The following is a 16892-nucleotide window of genomic DNA, read 5'->3' as shown; positions in this document are numbered from 1 at the left end:
AAAAATCGGCTACGAATGAAATATTTTTTCGTTTATGTACTTTTTTTAAACACGCTACTGTTCGCTCAACCCAATGAGAAAACAGATAGCACCGCTTATTACAGCAGCTTGAGCAACTCATACGTTCAAGATAATGATTATAAAAATGCTTTACTAAATACGCAGAAAGCAATACTATATTCAGAAAAAAATAAAAACATCAAGGACCAAGCCTATCAAAATTTTTATCTTGGAAAACTTTACATTGATTTAAGAAAATATAACGATGCAGTTGAATCGTTATTAAAAAGCTCTGAATTATATGCCAACTTAGACCCTAGCTCCGATCAAGCTCACATGTATTACCATCTTGGCTTGAGCTTTATGGCAACAGCAAATTTTGACAGAGCCATACTTTACTTCAATAAGGCAAAATCAATTTACACCACATTAAATATTCCCGACACTGCTGAATTATTTACGCTTCAAACGGGACTTATTTACAAATCAAAAAATAAATTAGATTTAGCATTATCTGTTTTTAAGACTATCATTGCAAAACCTGACAGTCCTGATTTATCAAATACAAAAGCAGAAGCCTTGTACCAAACAGGAAGAATTGAAGCGTTTAAAAGCAGGAATAATTTAGCTTTAAACTATCTAAATAAAGCATTAGACCTCAATAGTAAAACTGAGAATCTGGAACAAAAATCTAATATTTTGCTTGCCTTGAGTACTGTATATGAAAAAATGTTAGATAAAAATAATGCCTATTTATACTTGAAACAGCATCTTAATCTAAAGGAACGAATTTCCATTTTAAACAATAAGAGACTTGGTATTGATGACTATACAAATTTTAAAGAATCCGAACGATTAAAAGAAATTGTACAAACCAATAACGAAAACATAGAGCAAGCAAAAGCAAGTAAATTTTCTAAACTGATTAGTATTCTGGCCGTAGCGTTGGTTTCAATTTTATCCCTGTTGAGTTTGTCTTTGTATAAAAACAATATCATCCGCAATCAGTCAAATTTATTGCTAAAAGAAAAAAATAAAGAATTAGAAATTGCGAAAGAGAAAGCAGAAAAAGCATCAAAAGCCAGGTCTGAATTTCTTTCGACAGTAAGTCATGAACTTCGTACACCGCTTAATGCCATCAACGGGATTACCCACTTGTTATTGGAAGAAAAACCTAAGAAAACTCAAATGGATTATTTATCATCATTAAAGTTCTCAGGTGATTATTTAACAAAATTCATTAATGAAATTTTAGAAATAAACAAAATAGAATCGCACAATGCTGAAATAGAATATACAAGTTTTAATCTAAAACAACTTTTGACAGACATTCAAAATTCCTTAAAAGAATTGGCTTTAATAAACAACAATAATTTCACACTCAAAATAGACCATGCTATTCCTGACTATTTGATTGGAGACCCTACAAAACTATCGCAGATCGTAATGAATCTGATTAATAATGCCTTGAAATTTACTAAAAATGGGGATGTGAAGGTACTTGCCAAGCTCGGAAATTTAGTAGATAAAAATGCGACATTGTATTTTGAAATAACAGATACCGGAATTGGGATACCCCCAGATAAATTAGTCAGTGTTTTTGACAGCTTTTCTCAAGGTTCTACAGAAGTCAATCGCAAATATGGCGGCACAGGTTTAGGCTTGACGATCGTAAAAAAATTAATTACAATTCTTGGAGGACATATAAAACTAACAAGTACTGTTGGCCTAGGCTCGACATTTTCATTTGAATTGGCATTTAAAACAAGTGAAAAAACTTTACTTGTGGAAAAAACTTCAAAAATAGATTACGATTCTAAATTGTTAAACAAAAAAATCCTGTTAGTGGAGGACAATAGAATCAATCAAATGATTATCATGAAAATGCTTCTTAATAAACAAATAATTTGTGAAGTAATTGATAATGGTGAAGATGCTATTGAATTAGTACGAAAGAACAAATTTGATCTCGTTCTTATGGACGTCCATTTACCCGGCATCAACGGAACTATTGCTACAGAACTGATTCGAACATTCGATACAACCACCCCTATTATTGCGCTTACCGCCATATCATTAGATGAAAATCGCGAAATGTTATTATCATTTGGCATGAACGATGTTATTACTAAACCGTTCATACCAGAGGAATTTTACACCGTGATTGCAGGATATATTTAAAACTAATACTTTAAAATCAATTCTCGGATAAGGCTTCGCACTTTTGGTTCGGCTTCTTTAGCAGCTTCTAAAACTTCATCATGAGAAATGGTTCCAATACTTTCTTCGTTACCCATATCAGTAATTACTGAAATACCAAATGTTTCCAAGTTCATATGACGTGCCACAATTACTTCAGGAACGGTTGACATTCCCACACAATCCGCGCCCAAAATTTTTACCATTCTGTATTCGGCCAAAGTTTCAAAAGTTGGTCCTTGTAGACCCAAATAAATTCCTTCATGAACTTCTATATTAAGCTCCTTTGCTAATTCAGTGACTTTTGCAATCATTTTTCGAGAATATGGTTCACTCATATTTACAAAACGAGGTCCAAAACGTTCGTCATTTTTTCCACGCAAGGGATGTTCAGGGGTCATATTAATATGATCCGTAATCATAACGACAGACCCTACTTTGTAACTTGGATTCACTCCGCCTGATGCATTAGAAACCACCAGTTTTTCAACACCCAAAAACTTCATTACCCGCACGGGGAAAGTAACTTCTGTCATTGAATAACCTTCATAATAATGAAAACGTCCTTGCATGGCAACTACTTTCTTCTCGCCTATTGTTCCAAAAACCAATGCACCTTTGTGCCCTTGCACTGTTGACAGCGGAAAATTTGGAATTTCATTGTACGGCAAAGTAAATTTTACCTGCATTTCTTCCGTAAAACTTCCTAATCCCGAACCTAAAATCACGCCATATTCTGGCTTAAAATCAATTCTTTCCTTAATATAACTTATTGTTTGTTGTACTTTTTCCCACATAATTTAAAATTGTTTTGTCAAAATTTTCACTTCCTGAAACGAAAGAACTTTGTATTGGTAAATAAAAAAGTTGTTCACTTGGCAAACTTCCGTTTAAACGCACATAATCTTTTTCGGTAGTGATAATAATGTTGTTTTGAGCTACGTTTTTGATTTCTAAAATGTCTTTATCTGTAAAATTGTGATGGTCCGGAAAAGACAAACACACATCATTGGTATCTTGTAAATAGGCGAAAAACGGTTCTGGCTTTGCAATTCCTGCCACCAATACTTTAGCAGCAACTTGAATTTCATTTAGATTTATTTTTCGGTTCTCACCATAAATAAATTCTTCGTAAGCTATAAAAGTAAAGTACAATTCTTGATTTGCAGTAACTTTTAACCTCTTTTTAATCTTATTTTGTTCGTCGAGCGGAAGATTAAAAGGACACTTAGTCACAACAATGACATCAGCTCTCTTTGTTCCACTTCGGCTTTCGCGTAAATTTCCGGTTGGCAGCATAAAATCATCCGAATATAAATCGCCGTAGGACGTGAGTAAAATGTAAAGTCCTGCCTTAACTTTCCGATGTTGAAAAGCGTCGTCCAGCAAAATCACTTCTGGCTTTTTAGGAAGAGCTAGTAATTGTTCTATTCCGTTTTTTCTGTCGGCATCAACCGCAACCTGTATTGAAGGAAATTTTTGAAAAAATTGAAAGGGTTCGTCTCCCAGAATTTTTGCATTTGTGCCTGCTTGCGCCAAAACAAAACCTGTAGATTGTCTTTTGTATCCGCGGCTTAACGTGGCGATTTTATATTTATCCGAAAGCAAGCGAATCAAATATTCGATTTGGGGCGTTTTTCCGGTTCCGCCAACGCTAAGATTTCCGACAGCAATAACAGGCAAATCAAAAGAGTATGATTTTAAAACTCCTGCATCGAAAAGAAAATTGCGAATACTTGTTATCGTGCCATATAAAATGGCAAACGGAAACAACAATTTTCGCAGTAAATTCATTTTACGAAAGTAGAATAAATTATCTTTGAAATAAAAATCCAACACATATTTCACAAGTTTTCACAAATTAAAAATAACTATGATTATTTGTGTAAAATAAAATCTGTGTAAATCTGTAAAATCTGTGTCAAAAACATGAAAATTAAAGAAATAATTTCTGTACTCGAAGAAATGGCGCCACTCGCCTATGCCGAAGATTTTGACAATGTCGGATTATTGGTTGGCGATCAGGAAATAGAAGCTACCGGAATTTTGGTTTGCCATGATGCTTTAGAAAATATAATTGATGAAGCGATTTCAAAAAACTGCAATATGGTGGTTTGTTTTCATCCTATCCTATTTTCTGGTTTAAAAAAAATAACGGGAAAAAACTACGTAGAAAAAGCCGTTATTAAAGCCATAAAAAATGACATTGCAATTTATGCCGTTCACACTGCTTTAGACAATCATCAGGAAGGCGTGAATAAAATATTCAGCGATGCACTGGGCTTGGAAAATACCAAAATCCTGATTCCAAAGCAACATTTAATTCGGAAATTAGTGACCTACACCATTGCTAAAAATGCGGAAGAAGTGCGAAATGCTCTATTTGATGCTGGCGCAGGCAATATTGGCAACTATGAAAACTGCAGTTTTAATTCAAAAGGAATTGGAACTTACATGGGAAATGAGCATAGCAATCCTCAGGTTGGAGAGCGATTTGAGTTTGTGCAGGGGGATGAAATCAAAATCGAAGTCACTTTCGAAAAACATTTGGAAAATAAAATCCTGAAAGCATTATTTAAAAGTCACGCGTATGAAGAAGTCGCGTATGAAGTATATGCACTGCAAAACCAACATCAAAATATTGGCATGGGAATGATTGGCGAATTGAAAAATCCCATGAATGAAAAAGAGTTTCTGCATTTCGCAAAAGAAAAAATGCAGTGTGGAGGAATTCGACATTCGAACTTTATTGGAAAAGAAATTAAAAAAGTGGCCGTTCTTGGCGGAGCTGGAAGTTTTGCGATAAAAAATGCAATTCAAGCCGGAGCTGATGCCTATTTAACTGCCGATTTAAAATACCATCAGTTTTATGAAGCCGAAAACAAGTTACTTTTGGCCGATATTGGACATTTTGAGAGCGAACGTTATACAAAAAATTATATTGTAGAGTATCTTCGAAAAAAAATCCTTAATTTTGCAGTTATTTTATCAGAAGAAAATTCAAATCCAGTTAAGTACTTATAGAATATGGCGAATACGAAAGAATTAAGTGTTGAAGACAAGTTAAGAGCAATTTACGATTTACAACTTATTGACTCTAGAATTGACGAAATCAGAAACGTAAGAGGAGAACTTCCTTTAGAGGTAGAAGATTTAGAAGATGAAGTGGCTGGTTTAAGCACACGTTCAGAAAAATTGAAAGGAGAACTTGAAGTTATCGAGGATCTAATCAAATCAAAAAAGAATGCAATTGATGAGCATAAAGAAGCTATCAAAAAATATACTAAGCAACAAGAAACTGTTCGCAACAACAGAGAATTTAATTCGTTGACTAAAGAAATTGAATTTCAAGAATTAGAAATTCAATTATCAGAAAAACAAATTAAAGAAATGAAAGCTTCTATCGAACACAAGAAAGAAGTAATTTCAAGTTCTAAAGAAAGATTAGAAGCAAAATCAAATCACTTAAAGCATAAAAAATCAGAGTTAGACGCTATCATGTCTGAAACTGCTAAAGAAGAAGCATTCTTGTCTGAGAAATCAGCAGAATTTCAAGCTTTAATTGAAGAAAGATTATTGAAGGCTTACACAAGAATCAGAAGTAGTGTTCGTAATGGATTAGCAGTAGTTTCTATCGAAAGAGGGGCATCTGCAGGATCGTTCTTCACTATTCCTCCACAGACACAAGTAGAAATTGCTTCCAGAAAGAAAATCATTACTGATGAGCACTCGGGAAGAATATTAGTCGACAGTTCTTTGGCCGACGAAGAAAAAGAGAAAATGGAACAATTATTTTCTAAATTCTAATTACATTTAAGTCCCGATACACATCGGGACTTTTTTATTATGAAGAAATTGCTTTTTTTTATATTCACTAAATCTATTGGTTTATACATTAACATGTTGAGTTTTGTATTTCCAAAGAAAGCATCGCAACTGGCGTATGGATTCTTTAGTGAACCCCGAGAAGGGAAATTATTAAAGGACAAACTTCCGGAAATTCTGCAAGAAGCACAGTCCGAAATGTTCCAACTTCAAGAAGATTCCTTTCATACTTATACTTGGAAAGGGAATGATACTGTAATTCTTTTGGTTCATGGCTGGGAAAGTAACGCTTCTCGCTGGGAAAATTTACTCCCATATCTCAAAAAATCAGGAAGCACCATCATCGCCATTGACGGACCGGCTCACGGCCTATCCAGCGGAAAAGAATTCAATATTCCTCAATACGCCGAATTTATTCACGTTGCTGTGCAAAAATTCAAACCACAATATCTTATCGGACATTCCATAGGCGGAAAAACCTGCTTGTATTACCAATCCGTTTATCAAAATGATGCTTTAAAAAAAATGGTAATACTTGGAGCTCCAAGTGATTTCAAAATCATCCTTAACAACTACATAACGTTATTAAGTTTGAATAATAAAATTTCAAAGTCTTTAGAAGCGCATTATCTTACTAATTTCAAACTCAGCTTAGAACAGTTTTCCGGTAAAATATTCGCTTCAAAATTAAATATAAAAGGATTAATTGCCCATGACATTGATGACTCTGTAGTTTTATTTGAAGAAGCAAAAAAAATTGCAGGAGCTTGGAAAAATGTCGTTTTTATTGAGACAAAAGGCTTAGGCCATAGCATGCACGACGATGAGCTGTATAAAAAAGTGTTTCGATTTTTATTTGAAGAAAAATAAACTTTTTAGATTTTTAGACTTCTTAGATGACAGGAACTTGTGATTTAAATCAAAGAATATTTTACATATTCCATTTAAACTAAGCTTTCACACAATCCAAAAATCTAAGAAGTCTAAAATCTAACAAACAAATTCATTACTTTTGCAGTATGGAAGAAAATCTAAAACGCCTCAACAAATTTATAGGAGAAACTGGGTATTGCTCCCGCCGCGAAGCCGATAAAATCATTGAAGAAGGTCGTGTAACCATCAATGGAATCGTTCCGGAATTAGGTACGAAAGTTTCTTCAGATGATGAAGTGCGTATTGACGGTAAACTAATCCGTGAGAAAAATGAAAAACCCGTTTATCTTGCTTTTTACAAACCTGTCGGAATTGAATGTACCACAAATTTAGATGTTCGCAATAATATTGTAGATTACATCAATTATCCAAAACGTATTTTTCCCATTGGAAGATTGGATAAAGCCAGTGAAGGATTAATTTTCATGACCAATGACGGTGACATTGTTAATAAAATATTACGAGCCAGGAATAATCACGAAAAAGAATATACTGTTACTGTAAACAAACCCATCACTGATCGTTTTATTGAAAGAATGGGAAATGGAATTCCAATTTTGGACACCATTACCCGAAAATGTAAAGTGGAACAAATCAGTAAATTCACTTTCAAAATCATTCTGACACAAGGTCTAAATCGCCAAATTCGTAGAATGACAGAATATTTAGGGTATGATGTTACAGCGCTAAAACGCATCCGAATTATCAATATTTCGCTTAACATTGCTGTTGGTCGTTATCGCGATTTAACAGATGCCGAAATCAAAGAATTAAACGAACTCATCGAGCCTTCAAGTAAAACTGAAGAAGCGAGTTTGCCAAAAACGGAAGTATCAAAACGAAAAACTGAATTTATCAAAAAAGATGATCCCAGGTTTAAAGGACGAGGTGATTATTAAGCGGGCATAAAATCAAAAGGCATTATTAATTTAGTTTCTTTTGCGATTTCATAAAAGTTTTTAGCTGTTGTAAATCTGATATTATCGTGTGTTACTTTAAATCCTCCAAATATGTCAGAACCTTTTATATTCAATAGACGTTCTTGAATTCGTTCTCTGTTGAAATATATCATTTTCTCGTGGAATATAATCCTGCAATAATGAAGGTTCGCGGGAACCTACAGATTGAGAATTTTCAATTTCTACTGAAGGACTTCGGGACGCTGTTGTAAATATTTCATGTGATTTCATATTAATATAATTTAATATTTTTCATCACTTGACAACAAAGAGTAAAACACAAATAATATTGATGGTATGTACTAAAACTGTATTGAAAAACAATCTGCAGCATTTTTTTACCAAAAATAAATAGAATTGAAATACGTGAAGTTGGGTGTTTACACGGCTTATTTCAATAAAGAAAAGTTACTGAGTATTAATCGAATAAAGTTGAAAAAACTTAACGTATGTACAACAAAGTAATAACAAAATCTTAACAGCAAAACAACTGCTGAAGTGTGACCTTTGCAATGTAATAAACTGGTTATTTATTATTTTGGTTTTGGTTAGTTAAAGAATTGCCTGTATGTAAATGCAGGCTTTTTTTATTTAGCTGTGCTAATAAAGGAAAGGACGGCATCATTAAAAGCATTAGGTTGCTCTACATTTACTACATGTCCACATTTTTCGATTACAAAGAGTTCGGACGATTTATAATGATTTTCTACAACTTTACGAACTGATGGCAAAAACATATAATCTTCTTCGCCCATCACATAAAGAGTAGGAATATTCAATTCAACCTGACGAAACCATTTCAATACCGGATTTATTTCGGCAGTGAGTTTAAACCATTTTATAAATTCCTTTTGATATAATTTTTTGGCCTCGTTAATAAAAAGCAAGCGCGATTGTTTGTGACTTTTTTTGGGCATAATCACAAAAGCAAAAAACTTATACAAAACGAGATAAGGCAAAACGTATTTAAACATATTTCCCAAACGCATCAATACCTGGGAACGGAAATTCATCTTTAAGATTGCACCTCCCAAAATCATGCTTTGTACCCTTTCTGGGTACATTTCTGCCAACTGTCTAATGAGTATGGTGCCCAAAGAAATTCCAACAAAATGTGATTTTTCGATTTTAATAAAGTCTAAAACTTCCAAAATATCATTGGCCAAAGCCGAAAAAGTATATTTCTGTTTGAAAGCTGTTTTTAAAGTAGGTTTTGATTCTCCGTGACCTCGCAAATCCAGCAACAATACATTATACTGTTTTTTGAAATCGCGAATTTGCTTGAACCAGATAGAAGAACTTCCTCCGGCACCATGAACAAAAGTTACCCACTGGTCGGTGTTTTTATTTTCGTAAATGGTATAATTAATCACGTGTTTTTTTTGTAAAAATATAACTTTAATTTTAAATCTCAATCTTAACAAAAAATAATGCCAATTTAAAGATTGTATGCCGTAAATTTGCAAAAAATTATACCCATGAAAGGATTATTGATAGAAAAAGATGAAATCGAAAAGTTTAAAAGAGAATACCAAATACTCTCTGAACAAAATTTCAACGTCGAAAAGACTACAGTAAAGTCAATCGTGACAACAGAAAAATTGATTTTAGACGAATGCGAATTATAATTTTTGATGCATTTTTTTAAAATAATCAAAAGCTTTTAGCAATCGGCTTCCATACCAAGAAAACATTTCGCCATCTACAAATACAGTTTTTGCGTGGTGCGTGAAACGACCTATCTCAAAAGCATCTTCTTCCTTAAAAGGATACGGCTCTGACGATAGGAAAACCAAATCAGGATCACCTTGCAAGCGCATTTTTCTGAGTTCGATTTCGGGATAACGTCCCGAAGTCTCGGAATTGTCAGCATAAATGTTTTGAAAGTGGTTTAGTTTTAATAATTCATTGATAAAATTATCCGAGCCTGCGACCATAAAAGGGTTTTTCCAAATGAAGTATGCTACTTTTTGTTCCGGTTTATCTTTGATGAAGTTTTTAAAATCGCTCAAGGCAAAAGCCAATTTGTCGTTCCATTTCTGGGCTTCTGTTCTGCAATTAAAAAGCTGACCAAAGTCGGTTATCATTTGAAAATTATCTTCAATAGTGATGATATTTGTCACCCAAACAGGACAAATTTTTCGCAATTCCTCCACAATTTCAGCGGTGTTTTCCTCTTTATTACAAATGATAATATCCGGTTGCAGCAATCTGATTTTTTCGTAATGTACTTTTTTGGTTCCGCCAACAATTTTCTTCGTTGATATAAAATGATACGGATGTACACAGAATTTTGTAATTCCTATGATTCGGTCTTCTAAACCTAAATCATAAAGCAATTCCGTTTGTGAAGGAACCAATGAAATGATGCGTTTTGGCGACGTTTCAAAAGAATGTGCTATTCCGATTTGATCTATTAAAGTTTTCATAGTATTATTTCACAAAGATTGATACGAACATGCAGATATTCACTGACTTTTTTTGAAAAAAATTTACAAATCTTGACAAATAAATCTGTGTTAATTTATGAAATCTTTGTCCAATCATATTCGTACTAATTTGTGAAATTCGTGTTTATTTTTATTGAACTGTGTTTAATATTGCTGCCATTTCCTGTTGCATCTTCAACGCCTCTATTCTTGCTTTTTCGGCAAAATCAATTCCGTTTGAGGCATAAATAATTGCTCGGGAGGAATTTATTAGCAATCCAATATTCTCGTTCATTCCGTATTTACAAACTTCCGAGAGACTACCTCCTTGCGCGCCAACTCCCGGAACTAATAAGAAACTGTCAGGGACAATTTTGCGAATTTCAGTGAAATATTCCGCTTTGGTAGCGCCTACGACGTACATCAGGTTTTCGCTGTTTTTCCACGTTTTAGAAGTTTCTAATACTTTTTTGTACAGTTCTTTTCCACCTGAAGTATCGGAAACGTTTAAAGTCTGAAAATCAAAAGCACCTTCATTTGAAGTCAAAGCCAACATAATCGTATGTTTATTTTTGAAAGCTAAAAAGGGTTCAACCGAATCTTTCCCCATGTAAGGAGCAACCGTAACGCTGTCGAAATTTAAATCTTCGAAAAAAGCTTTGGCATACATTGATGACGTATTTCCAATGTCACCTCGTTTCGCATCTGCGATCGTAAAAATACCCGGATAGGTTGAGTTGATGTATTCAATTGTTTTTTGCAACGACATCCATCCTTTAATTCCGTTAGCTTCATAGAAAGCGGTATTGGGTTTGTAGGATACTGTCAAATCATGCGTGGCATCAATTATTGCTCGATTAAACTCGAAAATCGGGTCTTCTAAATCTAATAAATGCCTCGGAATTTTGTTTAAATCAACGTCTAAACCAATGCATAGGAACGATTTTTTCTGTTGAATTTGTTGGATAAGTTGTTGCGTTGTCATTTTTATATAGTTGTGCGGCAAAATTACAAACATAGAATCAAAATCAGTTACAATCCTGTAATAAAATTCGAATTTATATGGTGAAATGAAATTATAGAATTACGGTACTTAAAAAATTGCAATGACAGAAAACAGAGATTAATTTAGATTCAAAAAGAGCGTTATTAACAGGAAATGATAAAAGCAAAAACCGAGTTTAAAATTAAGATGTAACCTGCTAAATAAGTAATAATAACAGGTGAAATTCCGAGGAAATTCAAACAAAAAAACATTTAAAGCGTATACGAACTGTTAAAAAAATTGTAAAATTAACGATTGTTGAGCATTTAAAATTTTATTGAAGTGCCAAATCATAATTTTTTTTTATTTTTAAAATCTTAATAATGAAAACTTAACCCTTACGTAATTAATTAAAACTTGGGTAAAAGTCGCTAATCGCTCCGTTTTAAATTCGAAAAAAAGTTTTTAAGAATGATTCAAAAATGAATTTAAAAGCAAGCTTTTTATATCTTTACTATTAAACAAAAGTCTTTATGAAAGTATATTTAAAATTTGATTATGCTCAACTGACAAAAAAAATTGTTCAGGAAAAATTATCCGAATTGGGGTATAAATTTAATATTATCGGGTTTGGTGAGTTTAATTTTTTAGAAAAAATACCGTCTGGGAAATTGGATGAAATCACAGCTATTTTCAAAGAATATGGAATAGAAATCGTTGAAAATCAAAAAAGAGTATTAGTTCAAAAAATAAAAGACGCTATTGTTGAAATGGTAAATAGCGACAAACCTTTGAACATAAAAAGCTCCGTGTACATTGCGGATAAGTTAAATCTCAGTTACGCGTATTTGTCTAATGTTTTTTCAGAAGTTACGTACACTTCTATTGAAAATTTTATTATTATTCAAAAAATAGAATTATCCAAACAATTAATGATCAGCACACCACTTAATTTAACTGAAATTTCCATTCAGTTGAATTATTCGAGCGTAGCACATTTGAGCACGCAATTTAAGCATACGACCGGAATGACGCCTTCCGCTTTTCAACGAATCATTTCGAAAAGAAGGGAATTATCTAACAAAAACAACATCTAAAACACATTTATATGAATACTGAATTTATAAATATTTGCCTTGCGGACGATGACGAAGATGACAGACTGTTTTTCACAGATGCCTTTGATGAATTAAAAATAAATACAAAAGTGAGTACTTTTAATGATGGTGTCGCACTGATGAATTATCTAAATAATGAGGATTCTGTTTTGCCCAGCGTATTATTTTTAGATTTAAATATGCCAAAAAAGAATGGCGTAGAATGTTTATTGGAAATCAAAAAAAATGAAAAACTAAGTGATATTGCCATTGCGATTTATTCGACCTCATCATCGGAAGAACATATTGAAGAAACCTTTATAAATGGCGCCAATATTTACATTAAAAAACCAAATGATTTTGAGGATTTAAAAAAAATACTTGCAGAAGTTGTGACCATAAATTGGCAATACCACACATCCGGCTTAAACAAAGACAATTTTTTAATGCGAATGTAAAATGAGATATACTCAACTTCAGAAGTCACCTGTTTTTCTAAAAATTATTTTTGTTATTTCGGTCGCGATTATATTTTTTATTGGAGGCATTACTTTTAAGCACATTACGGTTCTAAAAAAATCGTCCGCTTGGGTGAGCAACAGTCATGAGGTGAATGCTGAACTTGAACGTTTGATTTCCTATATAAAAGATGCCGAAACCGGACAAAGAGGTTACATTTTGAGTAGTGATAAAAGCTTTCTGGAACCGTATTATAAATCAAAAATTTTAGTAAGAAAATCGTTTAAAAGAGTTTCCAAACTAACGGCAAATAGCAGAACACAACAAAGCAATTTAAAAAAGCTGTTGTTTTTCATTAACAAAAGACAAAATTATCTTTCTAAGTCGCTCTATCTAAAGGAACAGGGGATTTACGATCAAGAAATTCTTAAAAACAACTTAATTATCGGTAAACAAACAATGGATTCTATTCGCATCAAAATAGAAGACATGATGATTACCCAACACAGACTTTTAAAAAACAGACAACAGGAGTATGAATCGACTATGAATTATACTCCGCTGCTCATTTATTTAACGCTAATTGTAACCTTGGTTTTAATTACGATTGCTTTCATAAAAATGAACAGGGATTTAGTATTGTTGAAAAATACAATCAATACGTTATCTGTTGCTAATGAAGCCAATAATCTTGCAGAAATAGTTGGTGGTTGTGGAAGTTGGCAGTTAAATTTTGAAACGAATACCTATACTTTCTCTGACAATGAATATCGGTTATTGGGGTGCGAGCCGCAATCTTTTGAAGCGAGTTTAGAGGTGTTTTTAAACTTTATTCATCCTGAGGATTTAGAATTTGTAATCGAAAAGACCAAAAGCATTCATACCCATAATGATCTTGCTCCTTTCACGTACAGAATTATTAAAAAAGATGACAAAATAAGATATTTCAGAACGGTAGGACGAATTGTCACAATTGCTTCCGGCGACAAAACTTTTATAGGCACCACAAGCGATGTTACGGAAGAAGTGCAGGCTCAAAACCTTATTGAAGAGCGGAACAGGGAATTAGAAAACAATAACAAAGAATTAACTGCTTTCAATTACATTGCGAGTCATGATTTGCAAGAACCATTGCGAAAAATTGAAACTTTCCTTTCGAGACTAGTGATTAAAGATTACAGCAATTTATCAAAATCCGGACAGCAATACGTGTCTAGCATTCAATCCTCTGCCAACAGAATGCGGGTTCTTATTCATGATTTATTGCAATTTTCGAGAACTAATAAAGGTGAAAAAGTTTTTGAAGAAGCTGATTTGAATGTTTTACTTGAAAATGCAAAGCAGGAATTAGCTCAAATTATTGAAGATAAAAAAGCAATTGTAGAAAGTAATGAATTACCAACCTTGAACGTAATTCCATTTCAAATTCAGCAGTTGTTTATCAATTTAATAAGCAATTCTTTGAAATACAGCAAAGCCAAAACTGCTCCAATCATCAAAATTAATGCTTCGATAATCACTCACAACGAAGAAGACCTGCTGCCGAATAGCAACTCTAAATATTACAAAATTAGTATTGAAGACTACGGAATTGGTTTTGAGCAGGAATATGCCAAAAAGATTTTCATCCTCTTTAATAGACTTCACAACAAAAACGATTATGAGGGAACCGGAATTGGTCTCGCTATTTGCAAAAAAATAGTAGAAAACCACAAAGGATTTATTGTTGCGAAAGGAATTCCTGATGAAGGCGCAACGTTTATCATTTATCTACCGGCGTAATGTAAAAGATATTCTTTACTGAATTTTACAATTAATGTTAGGCTCTTTTTGGAGGCACTCGCTTTTACGGTGAGGACTGTTTTTGCAAAAAAATAGTATTGGTTAACCTATTGGTTACAATTACTTAAAATTAAAAGTTCCAAAAAAATTTAAAAACAAACGCTTCGATACATAGAAAATTAAGATTCAAACTGCCCAAATGCTTGAGTAAGAAAGCTGTGCTTTACTGTAATAAAGTAAAATTTCTTAAGTGAAATTCATAAAAACTATATTTTATGCGATATTCAAATTCGCTTCATTTGCAAGGTTATTTAAAAAAAGTAGACAAACTGTAACCTTTTTTGACAGTCATTTTTTATCCAAAGTTTTACAAGCCCATATTTAAATTCTGTAATAAAATTCGAAATTGATGTAACGCCCAATCAGCAGAGGCATTGCATCTTTGTAAAACTAAAATAACAATGTAAAAAGTATTCAGAATGAAAAATTTAAAAAAAGTATCAGCGGTTGTTTTATTACCTACAGGAATAACAAATTTAATTCAAGAACAAAAAAGCAGTCTTCTATAGATTTCAAAGATGTTCTCAACACCTCTAACTTGTATACTAAAGATGTTGATGATGAAAATCTACCGATGGGTTTAATTTAGGATTGTTTACAGAATCGCCTATAACTTCCAGCTTGGCTTTGCAACCAGAGATAAGTTTTACGACCAAAGGAGTCGAACTACAACACGACAATGCTTTTGCGCAAGGAACAGGGAAATTCAGGCTGAACTATCTTGAAGTTTCTTTGTTATTAAAAGCAAATCTAACAGACAATTTCAACGTTCACTTCGTTCTGTATGCCGCTTTTCTGGTAGATTCCAAAATTACAAATGAATCTTTAAACGGCTCCCACAACACAAAAGACAATATCGATGAAGATGATTTAAATAAGTTTGATCATGGTTTAGCCGCTGGAATTGCATTTGATTTTGACAGTTTCGGAATAGGCGCCAGATACAATTACGGTTTAAACAAGGTGGGAAAACAAAGAACAGTTATTGGACAAACCTTTACTTTTCCAGATTCTAAAAACAGCGTATGGAGTGTGTACGAAGCGATAAAATTTTAATGAAATAAGTACATCATGTCAAATTTAATTAATGCAGTCGCGGTGGTGCTTGTAATTATTTAAACGTTGGGATTTTTCATTTAGAGCGTAGGAAGCATCATTCCTGTTTTTTGGCAATAGCAGTAATAACCCTTACACCGCGAATGATAAGTGGATATAAATTCAAATTTAAAAAAAAATAAAATCATGAAAAATAACAATTTAGCAGCAGGAATACTTGGCGGTTTAGCAATAGGAACGGTTTTAGGAATACTTTTTGCCCCGGCAAAAGGGTGCGAAACCAGAAAAAAAATTGCTGATAAAAGCAGTGATTTAGCAGATTCTCTAAAAGATTCTTCCGGAAAATGGAATGAACAAATTGCCCAAACTATCAGTCATCTCAAAAAGGATTTCGAACAATTGCTTGGAAATGCTTCAGACATCTTAAAAGAAGAAATAGCAAATACGGATAATTTAAAAAGTATTAACAAGCACACAATTTAAGTTCAAAGTCGTTTCAAACGAACTTTTTACAACACTGAAAAATTACACATTTTATTTCAAAAATTGATTAAAACACAGTATTATGAAAAACACATTCAATATCAAAACTTTTATTACCACGTTAGCTATAATTTTAGGAATAGCAACCACTAGCGCGCAAGAAGCAAAAAATTACAATCAGGGATTTCGTCTTGGATTTGGAATCAACGGTGGACTTCCACTGGATAATCCATACGATTATAATTTGGGTGCCGATGCCAGACTTCAATATGATTTGTCCAAAAAATATTCCGTAACATTTACCACAGGATTCAGCAATATGTTTGCATCCGGTGATACTAATGATTTGGGTTACATTCCTGCAAAAGCCGGTTTCAAAGCATTTGTACTCAAAGACCAATTGTATCTGATGGGAGAAGTAGGTGCGGCTTTTGCAGTGACAAACGGATACAACGACACCTCTTTGTTGTTAAGCCCAGCCATTGGATATGCTACGGATAAAATCGACATCAGTTTGCGATATGAGCATTTCAATGACTTTCCGGTGGTTAAAAACAACGTTGTCAAAGAAGGTTTAGGACAAATTTCACTGCGATTGGCATACGGATTTAAACTATAGCATAAA

The 16892-nt window shown here is 33.2% G+C and carries 17 protein-coding genes and 1 pseudogene; 12 read left to right on the top strand and 6 right to left on the bottom strand.

The window, feature by feature from the left end; translation table 11 throughout:
• The first annotated feature begins 15 nt into the window (after nt 1–15).
• Nucleotides 16–2181, top strand: coding sequence for an ATP-binding protein (locus ACP7AV_RS08685; RefSeq protein ID WP_426091612.1), 2166 nt, complete (start codon nt 16–18; stop codon nt 2179–2181).
• A gap of 2 nt (nt 2182–2183) precedes the next feature.
• Here ACP7AV_RS08685 and ACP7AV_RS08680 read toward each other — a convergent pair whose 3' ends face one another.
• Both ACP7AV_RS08680 and lpxK read right to left on the bottom strand, forming a co-directional pair.
• Complete coding sequence (locus ACP7AV_RS08680) at nt 2184–2996, bottom strand: purine-nucleoside phosphorylase (RefSeq protein ID WP_426091611.1); 813 nt, start codon at nt 2994–2996, stop codon at nt 2184–2186.
• Entirely contained in the window at nt 2959–3993 is a 1035-nt protein-coding gene (gene lpxK / locus ACP7AV_RS08675) for a tetraacyldisaccharide 4'-kinase (RefSeq protein ID WP_426091610.1), read from the bottom strand. The genes ACP7AV_RS08680 and lpxK overlap by 38 nt, the downstream gene beginning before the upstream one ends.
• Nucleotides 3994–4128: 135 nt before the next feature.
• Here lpxK and ACP7AV_RS08670 point away from each other — a divergent pair, with 135 nt between their 5' ends.
• The 4 genes from ACP7AV_RS08670 to rluF all read left to right on the top strand — a co-directional run bounded on the left by ACP7AV_RS08670 (nt 4129) and on the right by rluF (nt 7856).
• A complete protein-coding gene (locus tag ACP7AV_RS08670) occupies nt 4129–5223 on the top strand; it encodes a Nif3-like dinuclear metal center hexameric protein (protein WP_426091609.1) in 1095 nt (364 codons plus the stop codon).
• Nucleotides 5224–5226: 3 nt separating this feature from the next.
• The gene (locus ACP7AV_RS08665; RefSeq protein ID WP_426064278.1) at nt 5227–6006 is read left to right on the top strand and encodes a zinc ribbon domain-containing protein; all 780 of its coding nucleotides are present in this window, start codon (nt 5227–5229) and stop codon (nt 6004–6006) included.
• A gap of 39 nt (nt 6007–6045) precedes the next feature.
• Nucleotides 6046–6894 carry an alpha/beta fold hydrolase gene (locus ACP7AV_RS08660; protein WP_426091608.1) on the top strand — a complete coding sequence of 283 codons (849 nt, stop codon included), beginning with the start codon at nt 6046–6048 and terminating at the stop codon, nt 6892–6894.
• Between the two features lie 149 nt (nt 6895–7043).
• Nucleotides 7044–7856: a 23S rRNA pseudouridine(2604) synthase RluF gene (gene rluF / locus ACP7AV_RS08655; RefSeq protein ID WP_426091607.1), complete on the top strand. Its 813-nt coding sequence runs from the start codon at nt 7044–7046 to the stop codon at nt 7854–7856.
• Here the strand turns inward: rluF and ACP7AV_RS08650 are convergent.
• Nucleotides 7853–8044 (bottom strand): catalase, encoded by a 192-nt coding sequence (locus ACP7AV_RS08650; RefSeq protein WP_426091653.1) that lies wholly within the window; start codon nt 8042–8044, stop codon nt 7853–7855. The two genes, rluF and ACP7AV_RS08650, sit on opposite strands and share 4 nt — an antisense overlap.
• A gap of 459 nt (nt 8045–8503) precedes the next feature.
• Nucleotides 8504–9289 (bottom strand): alpha/beta fold hydrolase, encoded by a 786-nt coding sequence (locus ACP7AV_RS08645; protein WP_426091606.1) that lies wholly within the window; start codon nt 9287–9289, stop codon nt 8504–8506.
• Between the two features lie 105 nt (nt 9290–9394).
• Between ACP7AV_RS08645 and ACP7AV_RS08640 the strand changes: the two genes are divergently transcribed.
• A complete protein-coding gene (locus ACP7AV_RS08640) occupies nt 9395–9544 on the top strand; it encodes a hypothetical protein (RefSeq protein WP_426091605.1) in 150 nt (49 codons plus the stop codon).
• Here the strand turns inward: ACP7AV_RS08640 and ACP7AV_RS08635 are convergent.
• Together ACP7AV_RS08635 and pyrF are read right to left on the bottom strand one after the other, a co-directional pair.
• Nucleotides 9539–10345, bottom strand: coding sequence for an ABC transporter substrate-binding protein (locus tag ACP7AV_RS08635; RefSeq protein ID WP_426091604.1), 807 nt, complete (start codon nt 10343–10345; stop codon nt 9539–9541). The two genes, ACP7AV_RS08640 and ACP7AV_RS08635, sit on opposite strands and share 6 nt — an antisense overlap.
• A 151-nt stretch (nt 10346–10496) precedes the next feature.
• The gene (gene pyrF / locus ACP7AV_RS08630) at nt 10497–11330 is read right to left on the bottom strand and encodes an orotidine-5'-phosphate decarboxylase (protein ID WP_426091603.1); all 834 of its coding nucleotides are present in this window, start codon (nt 11328–11330) and stop codon (nt 10497–10499) included.
• A gap of 533 nt (nt 11331–11863) precedes the next feature.
• On the opposite strand from pyrF, the gene ACP7AV_RS08625 reads away from it, so the two are divergent.
• The 6 genes and pseudogenes from ACP7AV_RS08625 (at nt 11864) to ACP7AV_RS08600 (ending at nt 16886) form a co-directional block, all read left to right on the top strand.
• Nucleotides 11864–12427: a helix-turn-helix domain-containing protein gene (locus ACP7AV_RS08625; RefSeq protein WP_426091602.1), complete on the top strand. Its 564-nt coding sequence runs from the start codon at nt 11864–11866 to the stop codon at nt 12425–12427.
• Nucleotides 12428–12438: 11 nt separating this feature from the next.
• Nucleotides 12439–12885 carry a response regulator gene (locus tag ACP7AV_RS08620; RefSeq protein WP_426064289.1) on the top strand — a complete coding sequence of 149 codons (447 nt, stop codon included), beginning with the start codon at nt 12439–12441 and terminating at the stop codon, nt 12883–12885.
• A gap of 1 nt (nt 12886) precedes the next feature.
• Entirely contained in the window at nt 12887–14668 is a 1782-nt protein-coding gene (locus ACP7AV_RS08615; protein ID WP_426091601.1) for a sensor histidine kinase, read from the top strand.
• Between the two features lie 648 nt (nt 14669–15316).
• Nucleotides 15317–15784, top strand: a pseudogene (locus ACP7AV_RS08610) (porin family protein); the annotation flags it as partial.
• A gap of 186 nt (nt 15785–15970) precedes the next feature.
• Nucleotides 15971–16267, top strand: a complete 297-nt coding sequence (locus tag ACP7AV_RS08605) for a YtxH domain-containing protein (protein ID WP_426091600.1) — start codon at nt 15971–15973, stop codon at nt 16265–16267.
• Nucleotides 16268–16349: 82 nt separating this feature from the next.
• Complete coding sequence (locus ACP7AV_RS08600) at nt 16350–16886, top strand: hypothetical protein (RefSeq protein WP_426091599.1); 537 nt, start codon at nt 16350–16352, stop codon at nt 16884–16886.
• Nucleotides 16887–16892: the final 6 nt, after the last annotated feature.

The organism is Flavobacterium sp. DSR3-2 (genome assembly GCF_049896525.1).
In the GTDB taxonomy this organism is placed as follows: Bacteria; Bacteroidota; Bacteroidia; order Flavobacteriales; family Flavobacteriaceae; genus Flavobacterium.
This window is presented reverse-complemented; position numbering and strand designations above follow the sequence as displayed.

Bases quoted from the DNA above. Each gene is read 5' to 3' on its own strand.
- ACP7AV_RS08685 (WP_426091612.1), top strand. From the start codon at position 16: ATGAAATATTTTTTCGTTTATGTACTTTTTTTAAACACGCTACTGTTC.
- ACP7AV_RS08680 (WP_426091611.1), bottom strand. From the start codon at position 2,996: ATGTGGGAAAAAGTACAACAAACAATAAGTTATATTAAGGAAAGAATT.
- lpxK (WP_426091610.1), bottom strand. From the start codon at position 3,993: ATGAATTTACTGCGAAAATTGTTGTTTCCGTTTGCCATTTTATATGGC.
- ACP7AV_RS08670 (WP_426091609.1), top strand. From the start codon at position 4,129: ATGAAAATTAAAGAAATAATTTCTGTACTCGAAGAAATGGCGCCACTC.
- ACP7AV_RS08665 (WP_426064278.1), top strand. From the start codon at position 5,227: ATGGCGAATACGAAAGAATTAAGTGTTGAAGACAAGTTAAGAGCAATT.
- ACP7AV_RS08660 (WP_426091608.1), top strand. From the start codon at position 6,046: ATGAAGAAATTGCTTTTTTTTATATTCACTAAATCTATTGGTTTATAC.
- rluF (WP_426091607.1), top strand. From the start codon at position 7,044: ATGGAAGAAAATCTAAAACGCCTCAACAAATTTATAGGAGAAACTGGG.
- ACP7AV_RS08640 (WP_426091605.1), top strand. From the start codon at position 9,395: ATGAAAGGATTATTGATAGAAAAAGATGAAATCGAAAAGTTTAAAAGA.
- ACP7AV_RS08635 (WP_426091604.1), bottom strand. From the start codon at position 10,345: ATGAAAACTTTAATAGATCAAATCGGAATAGCACATTCTTTTGAAACG.
- pyrF (WP_426091603.1), bottom strand. From the start codon at position 11,330: ATGACAACGCAACAACTTATCCAACAAATTCAACAGAAAAAATCGTTC.
- ACP7AV_RS08625 (WP_426091602.1), top strand. From the start codon at position 11,864: ATGAAAGTATATTTAAAATTTGATTATGCTCAACTGACAAAAAAAATT.
- ACP7AV_RS08620 (WP_426064289.1), top strand. From the start codon at position 12,439: ATGAATACTGAATTTATAAATATTTGCCTTGCGGACGATGACGAAGAT.
- ACP7AV_RS08615 (WP_426091601.1), top strand. From the start codon at position 12,887: ATGAGATATACTCAACTTCAGAAGTCACCTGTTTTTCTAAAAATTATT.
- ACP7AV_RS08605 (WP_426091600.1), top strand. From the start codon at position 15,971: ATGAAAAATAACAATTTAGCAGCAGGAATACTTGGCGGTTTAGCAATA.
- ACP7AV_RS08600 (WP_426091599.1), top strand. From the start codon at position 16,350: ATGAAAAACACATTCAATATCAAAACTTTTATTACCACGTTAGCTATA.